This window comes from Nocardiopsis sp. FIRDI 009, from assembly GCF_003386285.1.
In the GTDB taxonomy this organism is placed as follows: Bacteria; Actinomycetota; Actinomycetes; order Streptosporangiales; family Streptosporangiaceae; genus Nocardiopsis.
Genome location: NZ_QPNC01000015.1, coordinates 63,500 through 79,341, shown reverse-complemented (window position 1 = coordinate 79,341; position 15,842 = coordinate 63,500). Strand labels below are relative to the sequence as shown.

The following is a 15,842-nucleotide window of genomic DNA, read 5'->3' as shown; positions in this document are numbered from 1 at the left end:
CCTCTCGGGAACGCGGCGCGGGTGCGGAACGTTGTCGGTTCAGTCCGCGTCCCGGCGGAGGAGGGGCCCGGTCCGGCCCTGGTCGGCCGAGGCTCCGGGCGTAAGCTGGAGTGGAACCGCCGGAACGAACCGAGCGCCGCACCGTCGGCCCAGTGACGAAGTGCTGGTTCCCCGTACACGCGGGGATGGTCTGAGAGAGAACGTATGCCGTCGCGTCCCGACCCGAAAGCGATCGAGTCCGCCCTGCTCGGCGGTGAACCGGTCTACACCAGGGAACAGGCGGTCGAGCTCTCCGGAGCCGACCCCGAACTCGCGGGCCGCGTCTGGCGCGCCCTGGGCTTCCCCACGCAGGGCGACGACGACCCGGTCTTCGCCGAGAGCGACGTCGAGGCCCTGCGCATCACCAACTCCCTCCTGGCCGAGGGCGTCCTGGACGAGGAGGGCGTGGTCCGCTTCGCCCGCGCGATGGGCCAGACCATGGCCCGCCTCGCCGACTGGCAGACGAGCATCCTCAGCACGCTCATCTTCAAGGACGGCGACGACTCCGCCGCCAGCCCGCTGATGAACCAGGTCAAGGAACTCCTGCCCGACGTCGAGCGGCTCCTGCTGCACATCTGGCGGCGCCAGCTCGCCGCCTCCACCGCCCGCACCCTGACGGTGATGTCCAGCAACAACGACATCGTCCCCAACTACTACCCGCTCATCGTCGGCTTCGCGGACCTGGTCTCCTTCACCACCCTCAGCCGGGAGCTGGACGAGGTCGAACTGGCCGAGGTGGTCGAGGGCTTCGAGGCCACCGCCGCCGACATCGTCGCCTCCGGCGGCGGACGCGTGGTCAAGACCCTCGGTGACGAGGTGCTCTACGTCGCCGACTCGCCGCGCGAGGCCGCCGACATCGCCCTGCGCCTGGCCTCCGGCGTCAAGACCCACGTGGAGGTCCCCGACGTCCGGGTTGGCGTGGCCTACGGACCCGTCCTGACGCTGCACGGCGACGTGTTCGGCACGACGGTCAACCGCTCCAGCCGCCTGACCTCCTTCGCCCGCCCCGGCACCGTCCTCATCGACGACAACCTCGCCGAGAGCCTCACCGGGGAGGAGGGGATCCAGGTGGTGAAGGTGAGGGCCCGCCACGCGCACGGTCTGGGACTCATCCAGCCCTACACCCTGCGCCGCGACTTCGAGCCCGGCGGGCACTGACCGACGGATCCCCGGAAAACGCCGCGTGCGCGGCCGGTCCGGGGGATAGGCTGCCAGGCAGAGTCGGCCCGCGAGCAGACGGGATGTGAGCCGTGTCGAGTGCCCCTCCCCCCGTGGAGAGACTGCGCACCTCGGGCATCTTCAGCCTGGAGGGCAGCGAGTTCGACGTCGAGAACAACGTGTGGATCGTCGGTGACGCCGACACCGCCGTCGTGATCGACGCCGCGCACGACCACGAGCGCATCGCCCGGGGGCTGGGCGACCGCGAACTCATGGCGATCGTGTGCACCCACGGGCACAGCGACCACGTGAACGCGGCGGTCGCGCTGGCCGACCTCACCGACACCCCGATCCTGCTGCACCCCGACGACGCCGAGCTGTGGCACCAGGTGTACCCGGACCGTGAGCCGGACGCCCCGCTCCTGCACGGGGAGAGCCTGGTCGCCGGGGGTGTGGAGCTGCGCGTCCTGCACACCCCGGGGCACACGCCCGGCGGGGTCTGCCTGTACGCCCCGGAGATCGGGACCCTGTTCAGCGGGGACACGCTGTTCCCCGGAGGACCCGGCGCCACGGGGCAGCCGTTCTCCGACTTCCCGACCATCATCGCGTCCATCCGCGACCACCTGGTCGGCCTGCCGCCGGAGACCGTCGTCCACCCCGGACACGGCGAGTCGACCACCGTCGCCGAGGCCGCCGAGCACCTGGACGAGTGGGCCGAGCGGGGCTTCTGAGCCCGCGGGAACCCCTGGCGGACCGCCGGGGCGGTTCGCCGCGGGAACCCCTTCATCCGCGGTCCTCGACCTGGCCCCGGTAGAGGAGACCGCCGAAACCTCCCACCACGTAGCGGGCACGGCCGCCGTCGTGGGTGTCCAGCAGCACGTCCCGGCGCCCGTGCCGAACCTCCCTCCGGTGCACGCGGGCCCCGTCCCAGGGGCCGCCGAACACCTCCAGCCGACCACGGCGGTCGGCGAGGAGGCAGACCGCCACCACGACCGCGAACAGGGCGCAACCGGCGACGGCGAAGCCCGCTCGGCCGGTCCAGACCCACGCCATCATCGAACCGGCCACGACCAGGAGGAGGGGGCAGACCAGGGCGGCGCGGGCGCGCCCCGCGGGCGCCCCCCGCGGCTCGGGGGCCGCGCCCCTCACCCGCGCACCGGCTCGGTCCTGGCGCCCGGGGCGGCGGCGTGCGGGTGGTTCAGGTCGAACGCGGGGCGCTCGGAGCGGATCCGCGGCAGCGACGTGAAGTTGTGCCGCGGCGGCGGGCAGGACGTCGCCCACTCCAGGGAGCAGCCGTAACCCCACGGGTCGTCCACCTCGACCCGGGGCGCCCTCCGCCCCGTCACGTAGACGTTCCACAGGAACAGCAGGACCGAGGCGGCGATCACGAAGGACGACACCGAGGAGACCTGGTTGAGCGCGGTGAAGCCGTCCGTGGGCAGGTAGTCGGCGTAGCGGCGGGGGAAGCCCATCGCGCCGAGCCAGTGCTGGACCAGGAACGTGCCGTGGAAGCCCAGGAACAGCAGCCAGAACTGCACCCTGCCCAGCCTCTCGTCGAGCATCCGGCCGGTGAACTTGGGCCACCAGAAGTAGAAGCCCGCGAACATCGCGAACACCACCGTGCCGAAGACCGTGTAGTGGAAGTGGGCGACCACGAAGTAGGAGTCGCTGACGTGGAAGTCGATCGGCGGGGAGGCCAGCAGCACCCCGGTCAGCCCGCCGAAGAGGAAGGTGACCAGGAAGCCGATGGTGAACAGCATCGGCGTCTGGAAGCTGAGCTGGCCGCGCCACATCGTGCCGATCCAGTTGAAGAACTTCACCCCCGTCGGGACCGCGATGAGGAAGCTCATGAAGGCGAAGAACGGCAGCAGCACCGCGCCGGTCGGGAACATGTGGTGCGCCCACACGGTCACGGACAGGCCGGTGATGGCGATGGTCGCCGCCACCAGTGACTTGTAGCCGAAGATCGGCTTGCGGCTGAACACCGGCAGGATCTCGGTCACGATGCCGAAGAACGGCAGCGCGATGATGTAGACCTCGGGGTGGCCGAAGAACCAGAACAGGTGCTGCCAGAGGACCGCGCCGCCGTGCTCGGCGTCGTAGACGTGGGTGCCGACCATGCGGTCGGCGCCCAGGGCGATCAGGGCCGCGGTCAGGACCGGGAACGCGATGAGCACCAGGATGCTGGTGAGGATCGTGTTCCAGGAGAAGATCGACATGCGGAACATCGTCATGCCGGGGGCGCGCATGCACAGGCCGGTGGTGATGAAGTTGACCGCCGCCAGGATGGTGCCCAGGCCCGACACGACCAGGCCGAGGATCCACAGGTCGCCGCCCAGACCCGGGGAGCGGACCGCGTCCGACAGCGGCGTGTAGGCGAACCAGCCGAAGGCCGCAGCGCCGCCGGGGGTCACGAACCCGGTGACGACGATGAGGCTGCCGAACAGGAAGAGGTAGTAGCCCAGCAGGTTCATCCTCGGGAACGCCACGTCCGGCGCGCCGACGTGCAGCGGCAGGATCACGTTCGAGAACCCGACGAACAGCGGGGTCGCGAACAGCAGCAGCATGATCGTGCCGTGCATGGTGAACAGCTGGTTGAACTGCTCGTTGGTCATGAGCTGCATGCCCGGCTGGAGGAGTTCGAGGCGAATCAGCAACACCATGACGCCGGAGAGGACGAAGAAGGCGAACGCGGTGATCAGGTACATGTACCCGATGACCTTGTGGTCGGTCGACGTCAGCCAGTCGATGATCATCGAACCCTGGCCTCGCGCCCTCGCCGGGGCGGTCTGAGCAGGGGACTCGGCGTGCACATCCGTCACGACGCGACCTCGGTTCCGAAAGTAGATAAGAAAAGCGAACGCACCGGAACCCCCGGGGATTTCCGTCCGCCGGGGGAACACGGCGAGGTTAACTTCGGATGCCGCCCGGATTCAAGGTGCGACAGTCCGATGCCGCGGAACCGATGTTCTTTTCCCCTTTGTCCGCAGCTGTCGTCGCGGATCGTCATTCGGTTTTTCGGCCCAGGAATTCATTCGTTCCGAAAAAACGTGCGATACGAGTACGGCGGGCGGTCCCGCCCCGGGCGCCGTCGGCGGGCCGTCCACCCGACTGACCGGCCCGACGGTCCGCCAGGGTCGGACATGGCGGTGGAAACCGACGTGACACACTGCACTCGGTGCAACAGTGCACCAAAGTGCAAGAAGCTCCTAATGTGATCTCATGGCCGACACTCCACCGCCCGCCGCGAACCGCCGCGAAGCGCTCAAGGCCCGGCACCGCCGCGCGATCATCAACGCCGCCGCCGAGCTCATCGACGAGCGGGTCGGGCCGACCTTCACCGTCGACGAACTGGCGGAACGGGCGGACGTGGCCAGACGGACCGTGTTCAACCACTTCGCGTCCCTGGACGACGTCGTCATGGAGGTGTGCGGCGAGGCGGTCGGCGACCTGGTCGACACCTTCCGCCGCAGCCTGGAGGCCCAGGCGGAGGACGGCGCGGTGTCGATGGCGGACCAGTTCGCCGACGCCCTGCGCGAGACCGACCTGCTGTCCACCGTCACCTACCTGACCGGGATCCTCGGCGGCCGGAAGCGGGACCTCTCCCCCCGGGAGCTGGTCCTCGTCGACCGGGTGATGAACGAGTTCAGCGTCTCCCTCGCGCAGACGTTGGAGAGCCACCACACCGACGTCGACCCCTTCGACGTGCACGTGCTGGTCGCCTCCTACATCGCCGGTCTCATGGCCGTGCTCCACCACTGGGACGAGGCCACCGGCGGGGTCGACACCCCCCGAGCCCGACAGGTCTGGAACGACCTCCAGGAACGCCTGTTCACCACCCTGCGCGACGGGTTCGGCGCCCTTCCCGGCCGCCCGGCCTGACCCGCCACTCCCCACCACGACACCGGAAGACCACCCATGGCAGAACTGCTCTACCGACTCGGCCGCGCCGCCGCCAGACGCGCGTGGACCGTGATCGCCCTGTGGCTGGCCGCCCTCCTGGCCGCCGCGGGAGCCTACGCACTCTTCGCCGGGGAACTGGAGGAGACCTTCTCCCTCCCCGGCACCCCGACCTCACGGGTCAGCGACCGGCTCGCCGACGAGTTCCCCGGGATGGGCGGCGGCAGCGGCACCGTCGTCCTGCGCACCCAGGACGGAGAACCCTTCACCGGCGAGCAACGCGCCGAGATCCTCGACCGTCTCAACGAGGCCGAGGGGGTCGACGGCGTGGAGTCCGCCGCCGACCCGTTCGCGATCGAGGCGCGACGCGAGGCGCAGCGGGAGGAGATCGACCAGGGCCGCGCCGAGATCACGGGCGGCCGTGAGGAGATCGAGGCCGGGCTGAGCGAACTGGAGACCGCCCGCGAGCAGGCGGAGGCGGCGGGGACGCTCGACGCCGTCGCCCCCCAGCTCGACCCGCAGATCACCGAACTCGAAGGCAACCTCGCCGAACTGGAGGAGAGCGAGGAGAACCTGGAGGAGGGCGCCCGACTCCTGGAACTGTCCGACGGCATCCGGGTGGTGTCCGACGACGGCGCCACCGCCCTGGTCACGGTCGCCTTCACCGAGGAACAGAACGAGATCGCCCAGGAGACCAAGGACGAGGTCATCGCGGCCTTCGAGGAGATCCCCGGCGTCGACACCGAGTTCGGCTCCGACATCGCCATGACCGCCCCCGAGCTCTTCGGCGTGGGCGAGGCGGTCGGCCTCGCCGTGGCCGCGGTCGTCCTCGTCATCATGCTGGGCACCCTGATCGGGGCCGGCCTCCCGCTCGTGCAGGCGCTCGTCGGCGTGGGCGTGGCGCTGCTGGCCGCGCTGGCGCTGTCGGACCTGGTGTCCATGTCGTCGGTGACGCCGATCCTGGGCATGATGCTCGGCCTGGCCGTCGGGATCGACTACGCGCTGTTCATCATCCACCGGCACCGCCGCCAGGTGCGTGGCGGTCTCGACACCCGGGAGTCGATCGCCCTGGCCAACGGCACGGCGGGCAACGCCGTGGTGTTCGCCGGAGCCACGGTGCTCGTGGCGTTGCTCGGGCTCAACCTGACCGGCATCGACTTCCTGGGGATGATGGGGAACGTCGGAGCCCTCGCCGTCGCCGTCGCGGTCCTGGTGGCGGTGACCCTCACCCCGGCGCTGCTGTCGCTGGTGGGCGGGCGCGTCCTCTCCCGCGGGGAGCGGGCCTCGGCGGGGGCCGCCCCCGCCGGGCACGACGGCGCTCCCGCGCGCCCGATGCGGACCCCGGGCGCCCTGGCCAGGGTCGTGCTGGTGACCGCCGTGCTGCTGGGGGTCGCCGTGCCCGCGCTCGACCTGCGGTTGGGGCTGCCGGACGGTTCCAGCGAGGCACACGACTCCACCCAGTACCGCGCCTACACGGCCGTGGACGAGGCGTTCGGGGCGGGGGCCAACGGGCCGCTCGTCGTGGTGGCGGACCTGCCGGGGTCGCAGGACGAGGAGGAGGCCACCGGACAGCAGCTGCGTGTCGCGGAGGAGATCGCCGATCGGGACGCGGTCGAGGCGGTCGCGCCCGTGGCGCTGTCCGACGACCGGAGCGTGGCCGTCTTCCAGGTGGTGCCGACCGAGGGGCCGTCGAGCGAGTCCACCGAGGCACTGGTCCACGAACTGCGCGGGCTGGACCCGTTCGACGACGGCGCGGAGCTGGGCGTGGCCGGGACCGCCAGCGGCAACATCGACATCTCCGACAAGCTCAGCGACGCCCTGCCCGGCTACCTCGCGGTGGTCGTGGGCTTCTCACTGGTCATCCTGCTCGTGGTGTTCCGCTCGCTCCTGGTGCCCGTCGTGGCGACGCTCGGGTTCGTGCTCTCCTTCGCCGCCGCCCTCGGCGGTGTGGTGGCCATCTACCAGTGGGGGTGGCTGGGCGGCGTGCTCGGCGTCGACAGCCCCGGCCCGGTGCTGAGCTTCCTGCCGACGATCATGGTCGGCATCCTGTTCGGGCTGGCGATGGACTACATGCTGTTCCTGGGGTCGGGGATGCGCGAGGCGTACGTCCACGGGGCCCCGGCGCGGGTGGCGGTCCGCAGGGGGCTGGTCGCCGGGCGCGCGGTGGTCACGGCGGCCGCGGTCATCATGATCTCGGTGTTCGCGGGGTTCATCTTCTCCCACACCACCATGATCAGGCCGGTGGGCTTCGCCCTGGCGTTCGGTGTCCTGCTGGACGCGTTCGCGGTGCGGCTGACCCTGATCCCCGCGCTGTTGCACCTGGCCGGTGACAAGGCATGGTGGCTGCCGCGCTGGCTGGACCGGATCCTGCCGGACGTCGACGTGGAGGGGGCCCGCCTGGAGCGGGTCCACACCCCGGGCGACCGGCGGGGGGACGACGCCCCCGAGCCCGTCGGCGCGCCGGTCGGCGGGTAGTCGAGGACCACGGACCCCCGTCGGCGCGCCGACGGGGGTCGTCTCGTGGGTTCCGCGGCGTCGGGGAACCCCGGTCCGGGGCTCAGTCCTCCCTCTCCCTGCGCGCCCACGCCCGCGCCACCGCCGTGGACACGACCGCGCACACCAGCCACAGGCCCCAGAGCAGGGCGACCAGCCAGGTCAGGCCGCCGAGGGCGGTGGTGCAGATCAGCGCCACGAGTGTGGTCAGCGTGATGGTCAGGTGCACGCGGTCTCTGGTCGCCATCCGGTTCCTCTCGCTCCTGGGGGTGAACGTCGAGCGCCGGTCGCCCGGCCCCAAGCTATGGGCACTACCCGCGCGGGCCGGTTCCACACCGGGGAGGGGGGCGGGGGCCGCCGTGGGTCGGGTCGGCGAATATCCACGGCCAGCCGGGGCACAGCCCGACCCAGGATGACCAGGGTTCGAGGGAGTCGGTCCCACGAACCCGGGGCCGATGACCGCAACCGGCCACATCACCGCTCGAACATCCGCTTGACCAGGGACGGTCCCTCGAAGTCAGCGGGGATCGCGTCCATGAGCACCTCGTTGACCCGCTCGCCGAGCCAGACGTTCGAATCCCGCCGGATGCCCTGCCTCTTGAATCCGGCCGCCTCGTAAGCGCGGATTGCCCTGGTGTTGGGTTCGAGCACGGTCAGGTGGACGCACGCCATGTTCGCGACGTGGAATGCGTAGTCCAGGACGAGCCGGGTGGCCTCCGTGCCGATTCCCTGGCCGTGGTGGTCCGGGTCCAGCGACACGAGGTATTCGGCGTTGCCGCGTGCCTTATCCAGAGCCAGCTTCGCCACCCCCACCGCGACCTCCGGTGTCCGGGTGACGTCGTAGACGGTGAAGCGGATCTCTTGGCCGCTGCCGCCGTCGATGAGGATTGCCCGTGTGGTCTTCATCGGTTGGGGACTCTGGCGGTTGTAGCCCACGATCGTGGTGATCTGCTGGTCGAGCCGCCAGTACGTTTCCAGCAGGTCCTCCCGGATTGGGCCGAGCCCCGCGACCTTTCCGCGAAGCCAGATCCACGGGTCGTTGTCATTACTCATGTGCGGTCCTTCAAGGTTGTGACGGAATAGTCAGGAGAGTTGCGCATCGCCGCGTGCTGGGCGGTTCGGCCACCGGCTCACCGTCGATCGAGAGCCACGCGTGCAGTACGAGGGGATCGGAGCGGACACCGTGATGCCAGGTGACCTTCCGTCCCTGGAAGACGAGCGAGACGACTACGGCCACCGACGATTCCAGGCAGGCGATGCGCGCGGGCAGGAATCCGTAGTGCCGGACCGCGTTCACCGATTCCTCGACGAGCGGGGCGGAGGCCTGCTCCCAAGACAGGCAGGTCGCGAATCGGACCAATCCCACCAGGCGGCGCATCCGTCGTTTACGTGGGCCGAGCACCGCTGCCACCATCGTCACCAGCAGCCCCACGCCGACGGCCGCGAGCGTTCGTAGGGGCACCGGAGGTGGAGGGTCCCATCCCATGGGCACCTCGTTGATGCTTCGCGACGGAGTCCACGGCACACGCTTCACCGGCGCGACGTCCGAGGAGCGGCGCCATCGCTCAGCCGCCACCGAATCAAGCAGTCGTGTGGAGCCGTTCCGGTAGTCCACGACGACCAGCCATTCTCCGTCCAGTTCGCAGGCCCGTTGAGTGTTCGTCATCGCTGGACCCCTTCCTCCCACGGCACACGTGACATGGCTCGCCACCACGCCTCGAAGGCGACGATGAGGTGGATGGCGCGGAGATCGCCTGCTCCCGCCGCGACCGCGCGCAGGTTCGCTCGCGTGGTCGGCAGGTCGATGAGACCGACAGTGGCGAGGTATCCGTCGAGCAGGGCGTCCACCTCCGGAAGGGAACGCCGGATGCCCTCGTAGTGATCGGCTGTCGTACTCGCCTTGGTGACCCGCCGCCGCACAGCGGTGGGAAGGACGTCCTTCATCGCCTCGCTCAGGATCGGCTTGTACTGGGCGGGTTCCGGTAGCTCCTCCAGGGGCAGGGCCAGGTAGGCGTCGATCACCTGAGCGTCGAAGAAGGGGTTCTCCAACCGCACACCGAACGTGGCCGCCAGCTCGACGTCGGCCCGCGCCGACCTGGCGCTGTTGACGAGGGTGGCCACCATTGCGTGGTGGGTACGGCTGGGCAGTGTCAGTCCCGTGTTCCCCGGTCGGGGGGTACGAGCGTGCCTCAGAGCCTGACGGAGGGACAGACGGCGTACCCGAGCGAACCGGCTCGCCGCCCTGACAGCTGTGAGCAACCGTCGCCTTTTGACCAGCTCCGCGATGTGGGAGGGCGGTGTCACGAGCAACGTGTCCCCACCGTCACCGGTCATGTGGACATCCGAACCGTGATGGGCCAGCCAGCGCATCTGTGCGGCGAAGGTGGCGACGGTGACGGCGCTCACGGGCGGTTCGTCGGTCGGCGGCAGACTCGACAGGTCTCGGTAGGGCGCGGTGCTGTCGTCCACACCGATCCAGGCGTGTTCCAGCCCTGGAGTTGAGGCCGCCGCCCTGGCGTAGTCCAGGTCCCCGCCGGTGGTGATTCCTGCGGGATGCAGGGTGGTTCCGATCATCGCCCGCCCCGAGGGGGCGAGTCTGCGGGCGGCGAGGAGCGCCAGACTGGTGGAGTCGAGTCCTCCGGAGAAGTCGCACGTGGGCCGCTCGGTGCCGTCCACGCGCACCGCCACGGCGGCCTCCAACGCTCGGCGAAGCCTGCGCGCGGTCGGTTCCGGTGAAGGCCGTGGTTTCCATACGGGGGTCGCTGACCATCCGCCCCGGGCCAGATGGATGCGGTGTCCGGCCGGGAGCCGTTGGACGTCGGCGAACATGGACCCCTGGACGGGGTCTCCCCTGACGAAGGCGGCGACGGAGCCGTGATCAAGGACCGGCTCCGCGTCGAGGGAGGCGAGCGCACGGGCGCTCGTGCTCCACATGACCTCCTGGTCGCTCATCCGGCGAACGTAGACGGGGACGGAACCGAGGTCGGTCCAGATCCGCAGATCGTCGGCTTCCATGTGGATCACGACATAGGAGCCGGGCCATCTCCAGGTGATGTCATCCGGAACGCCGTGACTGACGGTGGACCGAAGCTGGGTGCTGGTGACACCGCACAGTCCGAGCACCGCGAATCGTCCTCTGTCAGTGGCGACGACGTTCGGTTTCTCGTCCTCGCTGACCCACACCTGTGGCATTCCTGCCAGTGTCCGCGTTCCGGTGGGGTGTCGGGTGGAACGGGGGTTGGTCGTGCCTCCGAACAACGGGTCCCCTTGGAGAAGAGGGGCGCCCGCGCCACCGCGGACGCCCCGGTGAGCAGACGGCTAGCAGTAGACCTGGCGCTTGTCCTCGTTGTCGTCCGAGCCCTCGCCGAGGGTCAGGTCCGCGACGTCGCCGAGCATGATCTCTTCACCATCGGTGCGGTCGTCCATCAGCTTCCTTTCTGTTGAGGGTGAGCACCCTGTGAGTGCCTTCCTTTGGTTCACGGAGATGGTCGGAGTCACGTTGTGACGCGGAGGGTGCCGACGAGGCGGACGATGTCGGCCGCCTCCTTGTCGGCGTCGATGGTCAGGGCGAGCCGGTGGACCTCGGCCAGGGAGATGAGCAGGTCGGTGATGGGCGGCGTCCTCCCGGTCGTGGGGGTGGGGTGAGCGAGGTCGGGACGGTGACGGAGAAGGGTTCGGACGGCCCCGGTCAGGCCCGACAGGTCGTCGGGGCCGGTGGTGTTCGCTCGGCCGTACGGGTGGACGGGGAGGGGGCGGACGGTGGCGAGCGGCGCGGAACGGCGGACGCGTCGAGGGAGGGGCGCGTGGTCCTGCCGGGTCGCATGGGGCACGGGTGGCTCCTGGTCGTTCGTGGGCGGGTCAGGGGCGCTCGGTGCCGGTACGGGCCTCCCGAGTGAGGAGGGCGTGGACGTGTTCGGCGGGGAAACGGTGGCGTCCGGTCGGCGTCGTGAGGCTGGTCAGGTGGCCCTCCCTGGCCCAGCGGACGACAGTGCTGGCGTGAACCCGGAAGAGGGCGGCGACCTCGTTGGGCGTCATGAGGCTTCCGGCGGCCGGGGCGGAGCCGTGCTCGGCGGTCATCGTCGCGGTGCCTTTCATGGGCGGGAGTAGGGGGTGCGCGGCGCGGGGGCGATCAGGGCCGCCTGCGGGTCGACCCCGTACACCCCGATCGGGAACGGCGTGCCGACGCGCGGCCCCGGGTTGGCCAGCCTTTCGGCGAGCTGGCCCGGGGTGTCCGCCATCAGCGTCGGTTCGGTGGTCGTGTACGGGTCCCGGTCGGTGGCGATCCAGGTGTGCTCCGTGCACCGGATCCAGTACCGGTCCCCGTACTCGGCCCGGAGGCGGGCGAGGTCGGTCTTCGCGCTCATGAGGCGACCCGCAGCGCTTCGGCGAGCCTCATCCGGAGTTCGGTGAGAGAGGCGGCGGTCAGGCCGACCAGCCCGTCCCGGCCGTCGACGCGCAGGGCCCGCCAGGAGCCGTCGGCCTCCCACGCCGTCCACCCGGGGAAGTCCCGGCGGAATGCGGCGATACGGGGGTTGCGCTCGTCCGCCGTCCGTGGCGCGTTGGGTGGCTGCTGTTGGACAAGCTTGGGCATGTCTCCACCTGCGCATTCAGATAGGGGCCGCCACATCGGCCGTCAGGACTCTGTGCACCTACGGTCCCAAGGCGGTTGCGGACAGCGCACCGACACAGGTAGACATCTACCGACACCTTCGTGTCCGATTCGTGCCTGCGGATGTCGGCCGATGTCTAGCATGGCCGCATGGTCAACGAACGCTTGCGCCGTGCCATGCTTCGCGCCGGGCTTGACACCCGAGCTCTCGCTGAAGCCGCAGAAGTGTCCACCAAGAGCGTTGAGCGGTGGATTAGCGGCACCATCCCCTACGCGTCCACCCGTTACCGGGTCGCCGCAATCCTGCGCGAGGACGACTCCTACCTGTGGCCGGAGGCCGTCAACAAAGCGTCATTGACGGGGGCGGAGATCGCCGCGACGTGGCCGCGTCGCGCGGACGTGCCCCGTCACCTGTGGATGGAGTTGCTACGCGGTGCGGAACGCGATGTGTGTCTACTTGCCTATGCGGGCCTGTTCCTCACCGAAGAGCACCCCGATTGGCTACCGACACTGGTACAGAAGGCGAGTGACAAGGTACGGGTGCGTCTCCTCCTCGGTGACCCGGATGGGATGCAGCTCGCGGCTCGCGACAAGGAGCACCGTATCGGTGGTGGTGTCGCCGGTCGGGTGACCTCGGTGATGTCCTACTACGACCAGCGGATGCCGCCGGAGGTCGAGATTCGCCTGCACGATGCGCCCTTGTACAACAGCATCTACCGGTTCGATGACGACATGCTCGTCAACGGGCACGCCTACGGGATTCTGGCGGCGTTCACTCCGGTGACGCATTTGCGGCGTATGGACGGGGCGTACTTCAACACGTATGTGGAGTCGTATGAGCGGGTATGGGCGTCGGCACGCCCGATGCCCCGAATGGAGAAGTCGTGACCCGTAGGACTCGCCGTGTGGATCACTGGCAGGATCCCGATGCCCCCAAGCCGACGTCACGCAAGACATCCGCGTCGGCTTTCGTGCAGGACGATGACGGCCGGTTGCTGTTGCTCAAACGCACCGACAACCACCTGTGGACGATCCCCACGGGCGCGGTGAAGAAGGGTGAGAGCGTCGGTACGGGCGCGATTCGTGAGTGTCGGGAGGAGACCGGCCTGGATATCGAGATCACTGGCCTCGTTGGGGTGTTCTCCACACCGGATCACGTGATCGCGTACTGGCACGGCGACAAGCTTGACGAGGTGCGCCAGCCCATCAATATCTGTGTGCGCGGTCGTGTGGTCGGTGGGAGGGTCGCTCCAGCGCCAGATGAGGCGCTCGAAGTGCGATGGGTGGATCCGGCCGACCTGGGGGAATACCCGATCGCTCCGGCGCTGCGGCAGCGGATCGACTGGGGTTTGTCGGGGGAGCCGCCGTACATCGCGTGAAGGGCACTACCGGTCGGCCACCTCGGACGGGCCATCGGTGTGCGGGGTCGGCGATGATTTCGTGCTCAGGGCGGACGGACGACACACTGGAACCGGCGCGGCGGATGATCTGGCCCCTGGCGGCTGCGGCCACCCGGGGCCTCCGATCTACAGAGCGCGGATGGTCGCGTGTAGGCGTTCCCAGGTGGGGAGGCGGGATTCGTAGGGGCGTCATGGTCGTACATAAGGGTGACGGCGGGGATGCCTCTGAGGGTGTCGAGTGACCGTTGGAACGCCGGGTGCGCGGCGAGCTGGGGTTTGCAGTGGGGGACGACGACGGTCGGAACACCGTAGCCGACCATTTCGCACAGAAGCCCGATCGCGAAGTTGTCGGCGTGGCCGTTGGCGAACTTGTTCACGCTGTTGAAGGTGAGCGGGCACGCCACGACGAGGTCGGCGGGTGGGAGGCTCTTGCCGGTGCCGGGCATCCGGTACTCGACCCGGACCGGTTCACCGGTCAGTTTCTCCAGTTCGTCAAGGTCGTGGAACCTCGTGCCGAGGGGAGTGGACAGGCACACCACCGTGTAGCCGTCGCTTTGCAGTCGGCGCACGAGATCGGTCACGCCTTCGGGGGCAGGAGCGCCGGAGACGACGAGGTAGAGGGTTTTCGCCATGCGGGCAGTGTAGATGTCGAGACTCGGACGACATGATGATCCACCGAAGGTAGAAGGGACCCCCTATGGCAGACGGGCAGGACACCCCCACCGTGGACTTCCTGTACGAGATCGGCCTGCTCAAGCGGTACAAGCGCACCGGGTGGGTGATCGCCGGGGTGCCCGATGCGGAGTCGATCGCGGACCACTCGCACCGGACGGCGGTCGTCGCGGCGGTGCTCGCGTCGATGGAGGGCGCGAACCCGGAGCGGGCGGCGTTCCTGGCGTTGTTCCATGACACGCAGGAGACCCGCACGATGGACGTGCCCTACATCGGGAAGCGGTACCTGAAGGCGGCACCACCTGAGTCGGTGACCGCGGACCAGGTGGCGGGGTTGCCTGAGGTAGTGGCTGACATGGTCAGCGGCGCGGTGGCCGAGTACGAGGCGAAGGAATCTCCGGAGTCGGTGTGTGCGAAGGACGCTGACAAGCTGGAGTGCCTGTTGCAGGCGGTGGAGTACCAGCAGCGGGGGACGGACACGCAGGCGTGGGTGGATACGTCGTTGGCGGCGTTGAAGACCGCGTCGGCGCAGCGGTTGGCGAAGGCGGCGTTGGAGCGGTCATCGCTGGCGTGGATGCATGAGGCGCGGGACGCGAAGCCGCCGCTGTAGGTGTTTCGTCCACCTTCGGGCGGTCCTACTCAGGGACGGAACTTCTAGGGGAGTGCCGCCCCTTCTATGTTTCTGTCGGCGTGTATAAATCCTTTCAATTCGGGTGAAGGGGATAGTTCTGGCGAGGTAGGGAAATGAGCACATCCATTTTTGGTGTGTGCTCTGAGCTGGGCTGATGGGCAAGTGGGGAAGTTTTTCTGACTCAGTTCGCAGAAAAGTTCGCCACCGCATCGCGGCGTGCCCTAATCTTCTTGCCAAACCCACAACTTCATACGCCGAAGACCCCGCGACGGTAGCAAACCGCCCGGGGTCGTGGTCAGCAAGTTCGTTCTTGAACCCAAGGATTGCCGACATGGCTCAGTTTAGCCGTGCGGTCCTCAGGTCTGCCCTGGAGACCGTCAAAGCCCTCCTCGCTCCCGCGCGCGGCCGTCACAGTGCCCGCCGTCACCGTTCCACCCGGGTCCGCCGCTACGCGCCGACGCCCGCCCCCGTCATCTCCGAGCCGACGCCCGAGCCCCCGCAGGTCAGCGCCCCTCCGGCGCCGCGTCCGACCCCTCCGGCCAGGGACGCCGCCTTCGTCCGGCCCTACGTCGTCGCCCACGAGCGAGAACTCGCCTACGCGGACGCGCACCCCGCCCGCCGCCTGCGCGCCCGGACGACACGGCCGACCCTCGCCAGTCCGCTCCGGCCCCGGGTGCCGACCCCCGAACGCGCGACCGCCTACACCCCCAAACACGCGGCCCCCACATCTCCGACCCCGCACGTTCCCACCCCGCGTCCGGTCCCCGAAGGTGACCTGCTCGCGGCTCCGATCACGCGGGAACCGGGGGAGTTCGACGAACTCGCCAGCCTGGTCCGTGCCTGGCAGAGCCAGCGCGCCCGTGAGCACAGCGGCGACCTCGGGACGGCTCCGGACGCATCGCGTCCCTTCGTCTTCGCGCACTGACCACCCGTGTGGGGC

At 69.3% G+C, this 15,842-nt stretch carries 19 protein-coding genes and 1 pseudogene; 8 read left to right on the top strand and 12 right to left on the bottom strand.

All coding sequences use genetic code 11. The features are described 5' to 3' along the window. The first annotated feature begins 204 nt into the window (after positions 1-204). Both DVR05_RS12285 and DVR05_RS12280 read left to right on the top strand, forming a co-directional pair. On the top strand, positions 205-1,197 hold the full coding sequence (locus DVR05_RS12285; protein ID WP_116245994.1) for an adenylate/guanylate cyclase domain-containing protein: 993 nt from the start codon (positions 205-207) through the stop codon (positions 1,195-1,197). A 113-nt stretch (positions 1,198-1,310) separates the two neighbouring features. Then, complete coding sequence (locus DVR05_RS12280) at positions 1,311-1,928, top strand: MBL fold metallo-hydrolase (protein WP_232832101.1); 618 nt, start codon at positions 1,311-1,313, stop codon at positions 1,926-1,928. A gap of 52 nt (positions 1,929-1,980) precedes the next feature. Here DVR05_RS12280 and DVR05_RS12275 read toward each other — a convergent pair whose 3' ends face one another. Together DVR05_RS12275 and ctaD are read right to left on the bottom strand one after the other, a co-directional pair. Further along, positions 1,981-2,346 (bottom strand): hypothetical protein, encoded by a 366-nt coding sequence (locus tag DVR05_RS12275; RefSeq protein WP_116245992.1) that lies wholly within the window; start codon positions 2,344-2,346, stop codon positions 1,981-1,983. After that, positions 2,343-3,953 (bottom strand): cytochrome c oxidase subunit I, encoded by a 1,611-nt coding sequence (gene ctaD, locus DVR05_RS12270; RefSeq protein WP_116245991.1) that lies wholly within the window; start codon positions 3,951-3,953, stop codon positions 2,343-2,345. Before ctaD ends, DVR05_RS12275 begins: the two co-directional genes overlap by 4 nt. A gap of 466 nt (positions 3,954-4,419) precedes the next feature. On the opposite strand from ctaD, the gene DVR05_RS12265 reads away from it, so the two are divergent. Continuing rightward, entirely contained in the window at positions 4,420-5,079 is a 660-nt protein-coding gene (locus DVR05_RS12265) for a TetR/AcrR family transcriptional regulator (RefSeq protein ID WP_116245990.1), read from the top strand. Positions 5,080-5,115: 36 nt separating this feature from the next. After that, positions 5,116-7,572: an MMPL family transporter gene (locus tag DVR05_RS12260; protein ID WP_116245989.1), complete on the top strand. Its 2,457-nt coding sequence runs from the start codon at positions 5,116-5,118 to the stop codon at positions 7,570-7,572. An 82-nt stretch (positions 7,573-7,654) separates the two neighbouring features. Here DVR05_RS12260 and DVR05_RS12255 read toward each other — a convergent pair whose 3' ends face one another. From DVR05_RS12255 to DVR05_RS12215, 9 genes are all read right to left on the bottom strand, one after another. Then, a complete protein-coding gene (locus tag DVR05_RS12255) occupies positions 7,655-7,837 on the bottom strand; it encodes a hypothetical protein (RefSeq protein ID WP_116245988.1) in 183 nt (60 codons plus the stop codon). Between the two features lie 227 nt (positions 7,838-8,064). Then, a complete protein-coding gene (locus DVR05_RS12250; RefSeq protein WP_116245987.1) occupies positions 8,065-8,643 on the bottom strand; it encodes a GNAT family N-acetyltransferase in 579 nt (192 codons plus the stop codon). Between the two features lie 10 nt (positions 8,644-8,653). Next, complete coding sequence (locus DVR05_RS12245) at positions 8,654-9,256, bottom strand: lasso peptide biosynthesis B2 protein (RefSeq protein WP_198659151.1); 603 nt, start codon at positions 9,254-9,256, stop codon at positions 8,654-8,656. Next, positions 9,253-10,848, bottom strand: a complete 1,596-nt coding sequence (locus tag DVR05_RS12240; protein WP_116245985.1) for an albusnodin/ikarugamycin family macrolactam cyclase — start codon at positions 10,846-10,848, stop codon at positions 9,253-9,255. The genes DVR05_RS12245 and DVR05_RS12240 overlap by 4 nt, the downstream gene beginning before the upstream one ends. Positions 10,849-10,908: 60 nt before the next feature. Beyond that, positions 10,909-11,016, bottom strand: coding sequence for an albusnodin family lasso peptide (locus tag DVR05_RS12235; protein ID WP_116245984.1), 108 nt, complete (start codon positions 11,014-11,016; stop codon positions 10,909-10,911). A 68-nt stretch (positions 11,017-11,084) separates the two neighbouring features. Next, a complete protein-coding gene (locus tag DVR05_RS12230; RefSeq protein ID WP_116245983.1) occupies positions 11,085-11,420 on the bottom strand; it encodes a hypothetical protein in 336 nt (111 codons plus the stop codon). Between the two features lie 28 nt (positions 11,421-11,448). After that, on the bottom strand, positions 11,449-11,685 hold the full coding sequence (locus tag DVR05_RS12225) for a helix-turn-helix domain-containing protein (protein WP_232832100.1): 237 nt from the start codon (positions 11,683-11,685) through the stop codon (positions 11,449-11,451). Continuing rightward, the gene (locus DVR05_RS12220) at positions 11,682-11,954 is read right to left on the bottom strand and encodes a hypothetical protein (RefSeq protein WP_116245981.1); all 273 of its coding nucleotides are present in this window, start codon (positions 11,952-11,954) and stop codon (positions 11,682-11,684) included. The genes DVR05_RS12225 and DVR05_RS12220 overlap by 4 nt, the downstream gene beginning before the upstream one ends. After that, positions 11,951-12,181 (bottom strand): hypothetical protein, encoded by a 231-nt coding sequence (locus DVR05_RS12215; RefSeq protein ID WP_116245980.1) that lies wholly within the window; start codon positions 12,179-12,181, stop codon positions 11,951-11,953. Before DVR05_RS12215 ends, DVR05_RS12220 begins: the two co-directional genes overlap by 4 nt. A 168-nt stretch (positions 12,182-12,349) precedes the next feature. Here DVR05_RS12215 and DVR05_RS12210 point away from each other — a divergent pair, with 168 nt between their 5' ends. Then, positions 12,350-13,087: a helix-turn-helix transcriptional regulator gene (locus tag DVR05_RS12210; protein WP_198659150.1), complete on the top strand. Its 738-nt coding sequence runs from the start codon at positions 12,350-12,352 to the stop codon at positions 13,085-13,087. Between the two features lie 17 nt (positions 13,088-13,104). After that, a complete protein-coding gene (locus DVR05_RS12205; RefSeq protein ID WP_232832099.1) occupies positions 13,105-13,578 on the top strand; it encodes an NUDIX hydrolase in 474 nt (157 codons plus the stop codon). Positions 13,579-13,725: 147 nt separating this feature from the next. Here the strand turns inward: DVR05_RS12205 and DVR05_RS12200 are convergent. Continuing rightward, positions 13,726-14,231: pseudogene (locus tag DVR05_RS12200) on the bottom strand (flavoprotein). Between the two features lie 65 nt (positions 14,232-14,296). Here DVR05_RS12200 and DVR05_RS12195 point away from each other — a divergent pair. Next, positions 14,297-14,881, top strand: a complete 585-nt coding sequence (locus tag DVR05_RS12195) for an HD family hydrolase (RefSeq protein ID WP_116245977.1) — start codon at positions 14,297-14,299, stop codon at positions 14,879-14,881. 352 nt (positions 14,882-15,233) lie between these two features. Further along, positions 15,234-15,827, top strand: a complete 594-nt coding sequence (locus DVR05_RS12190) for a hypothetical protein (protein WP_116245976.1) — start codon at positions 15,234-15,236, stop codon at positions 15,825-15,827. The last annotated feature ends 15 nt before the right edge of the window (positions 15,828-15,842 follow it).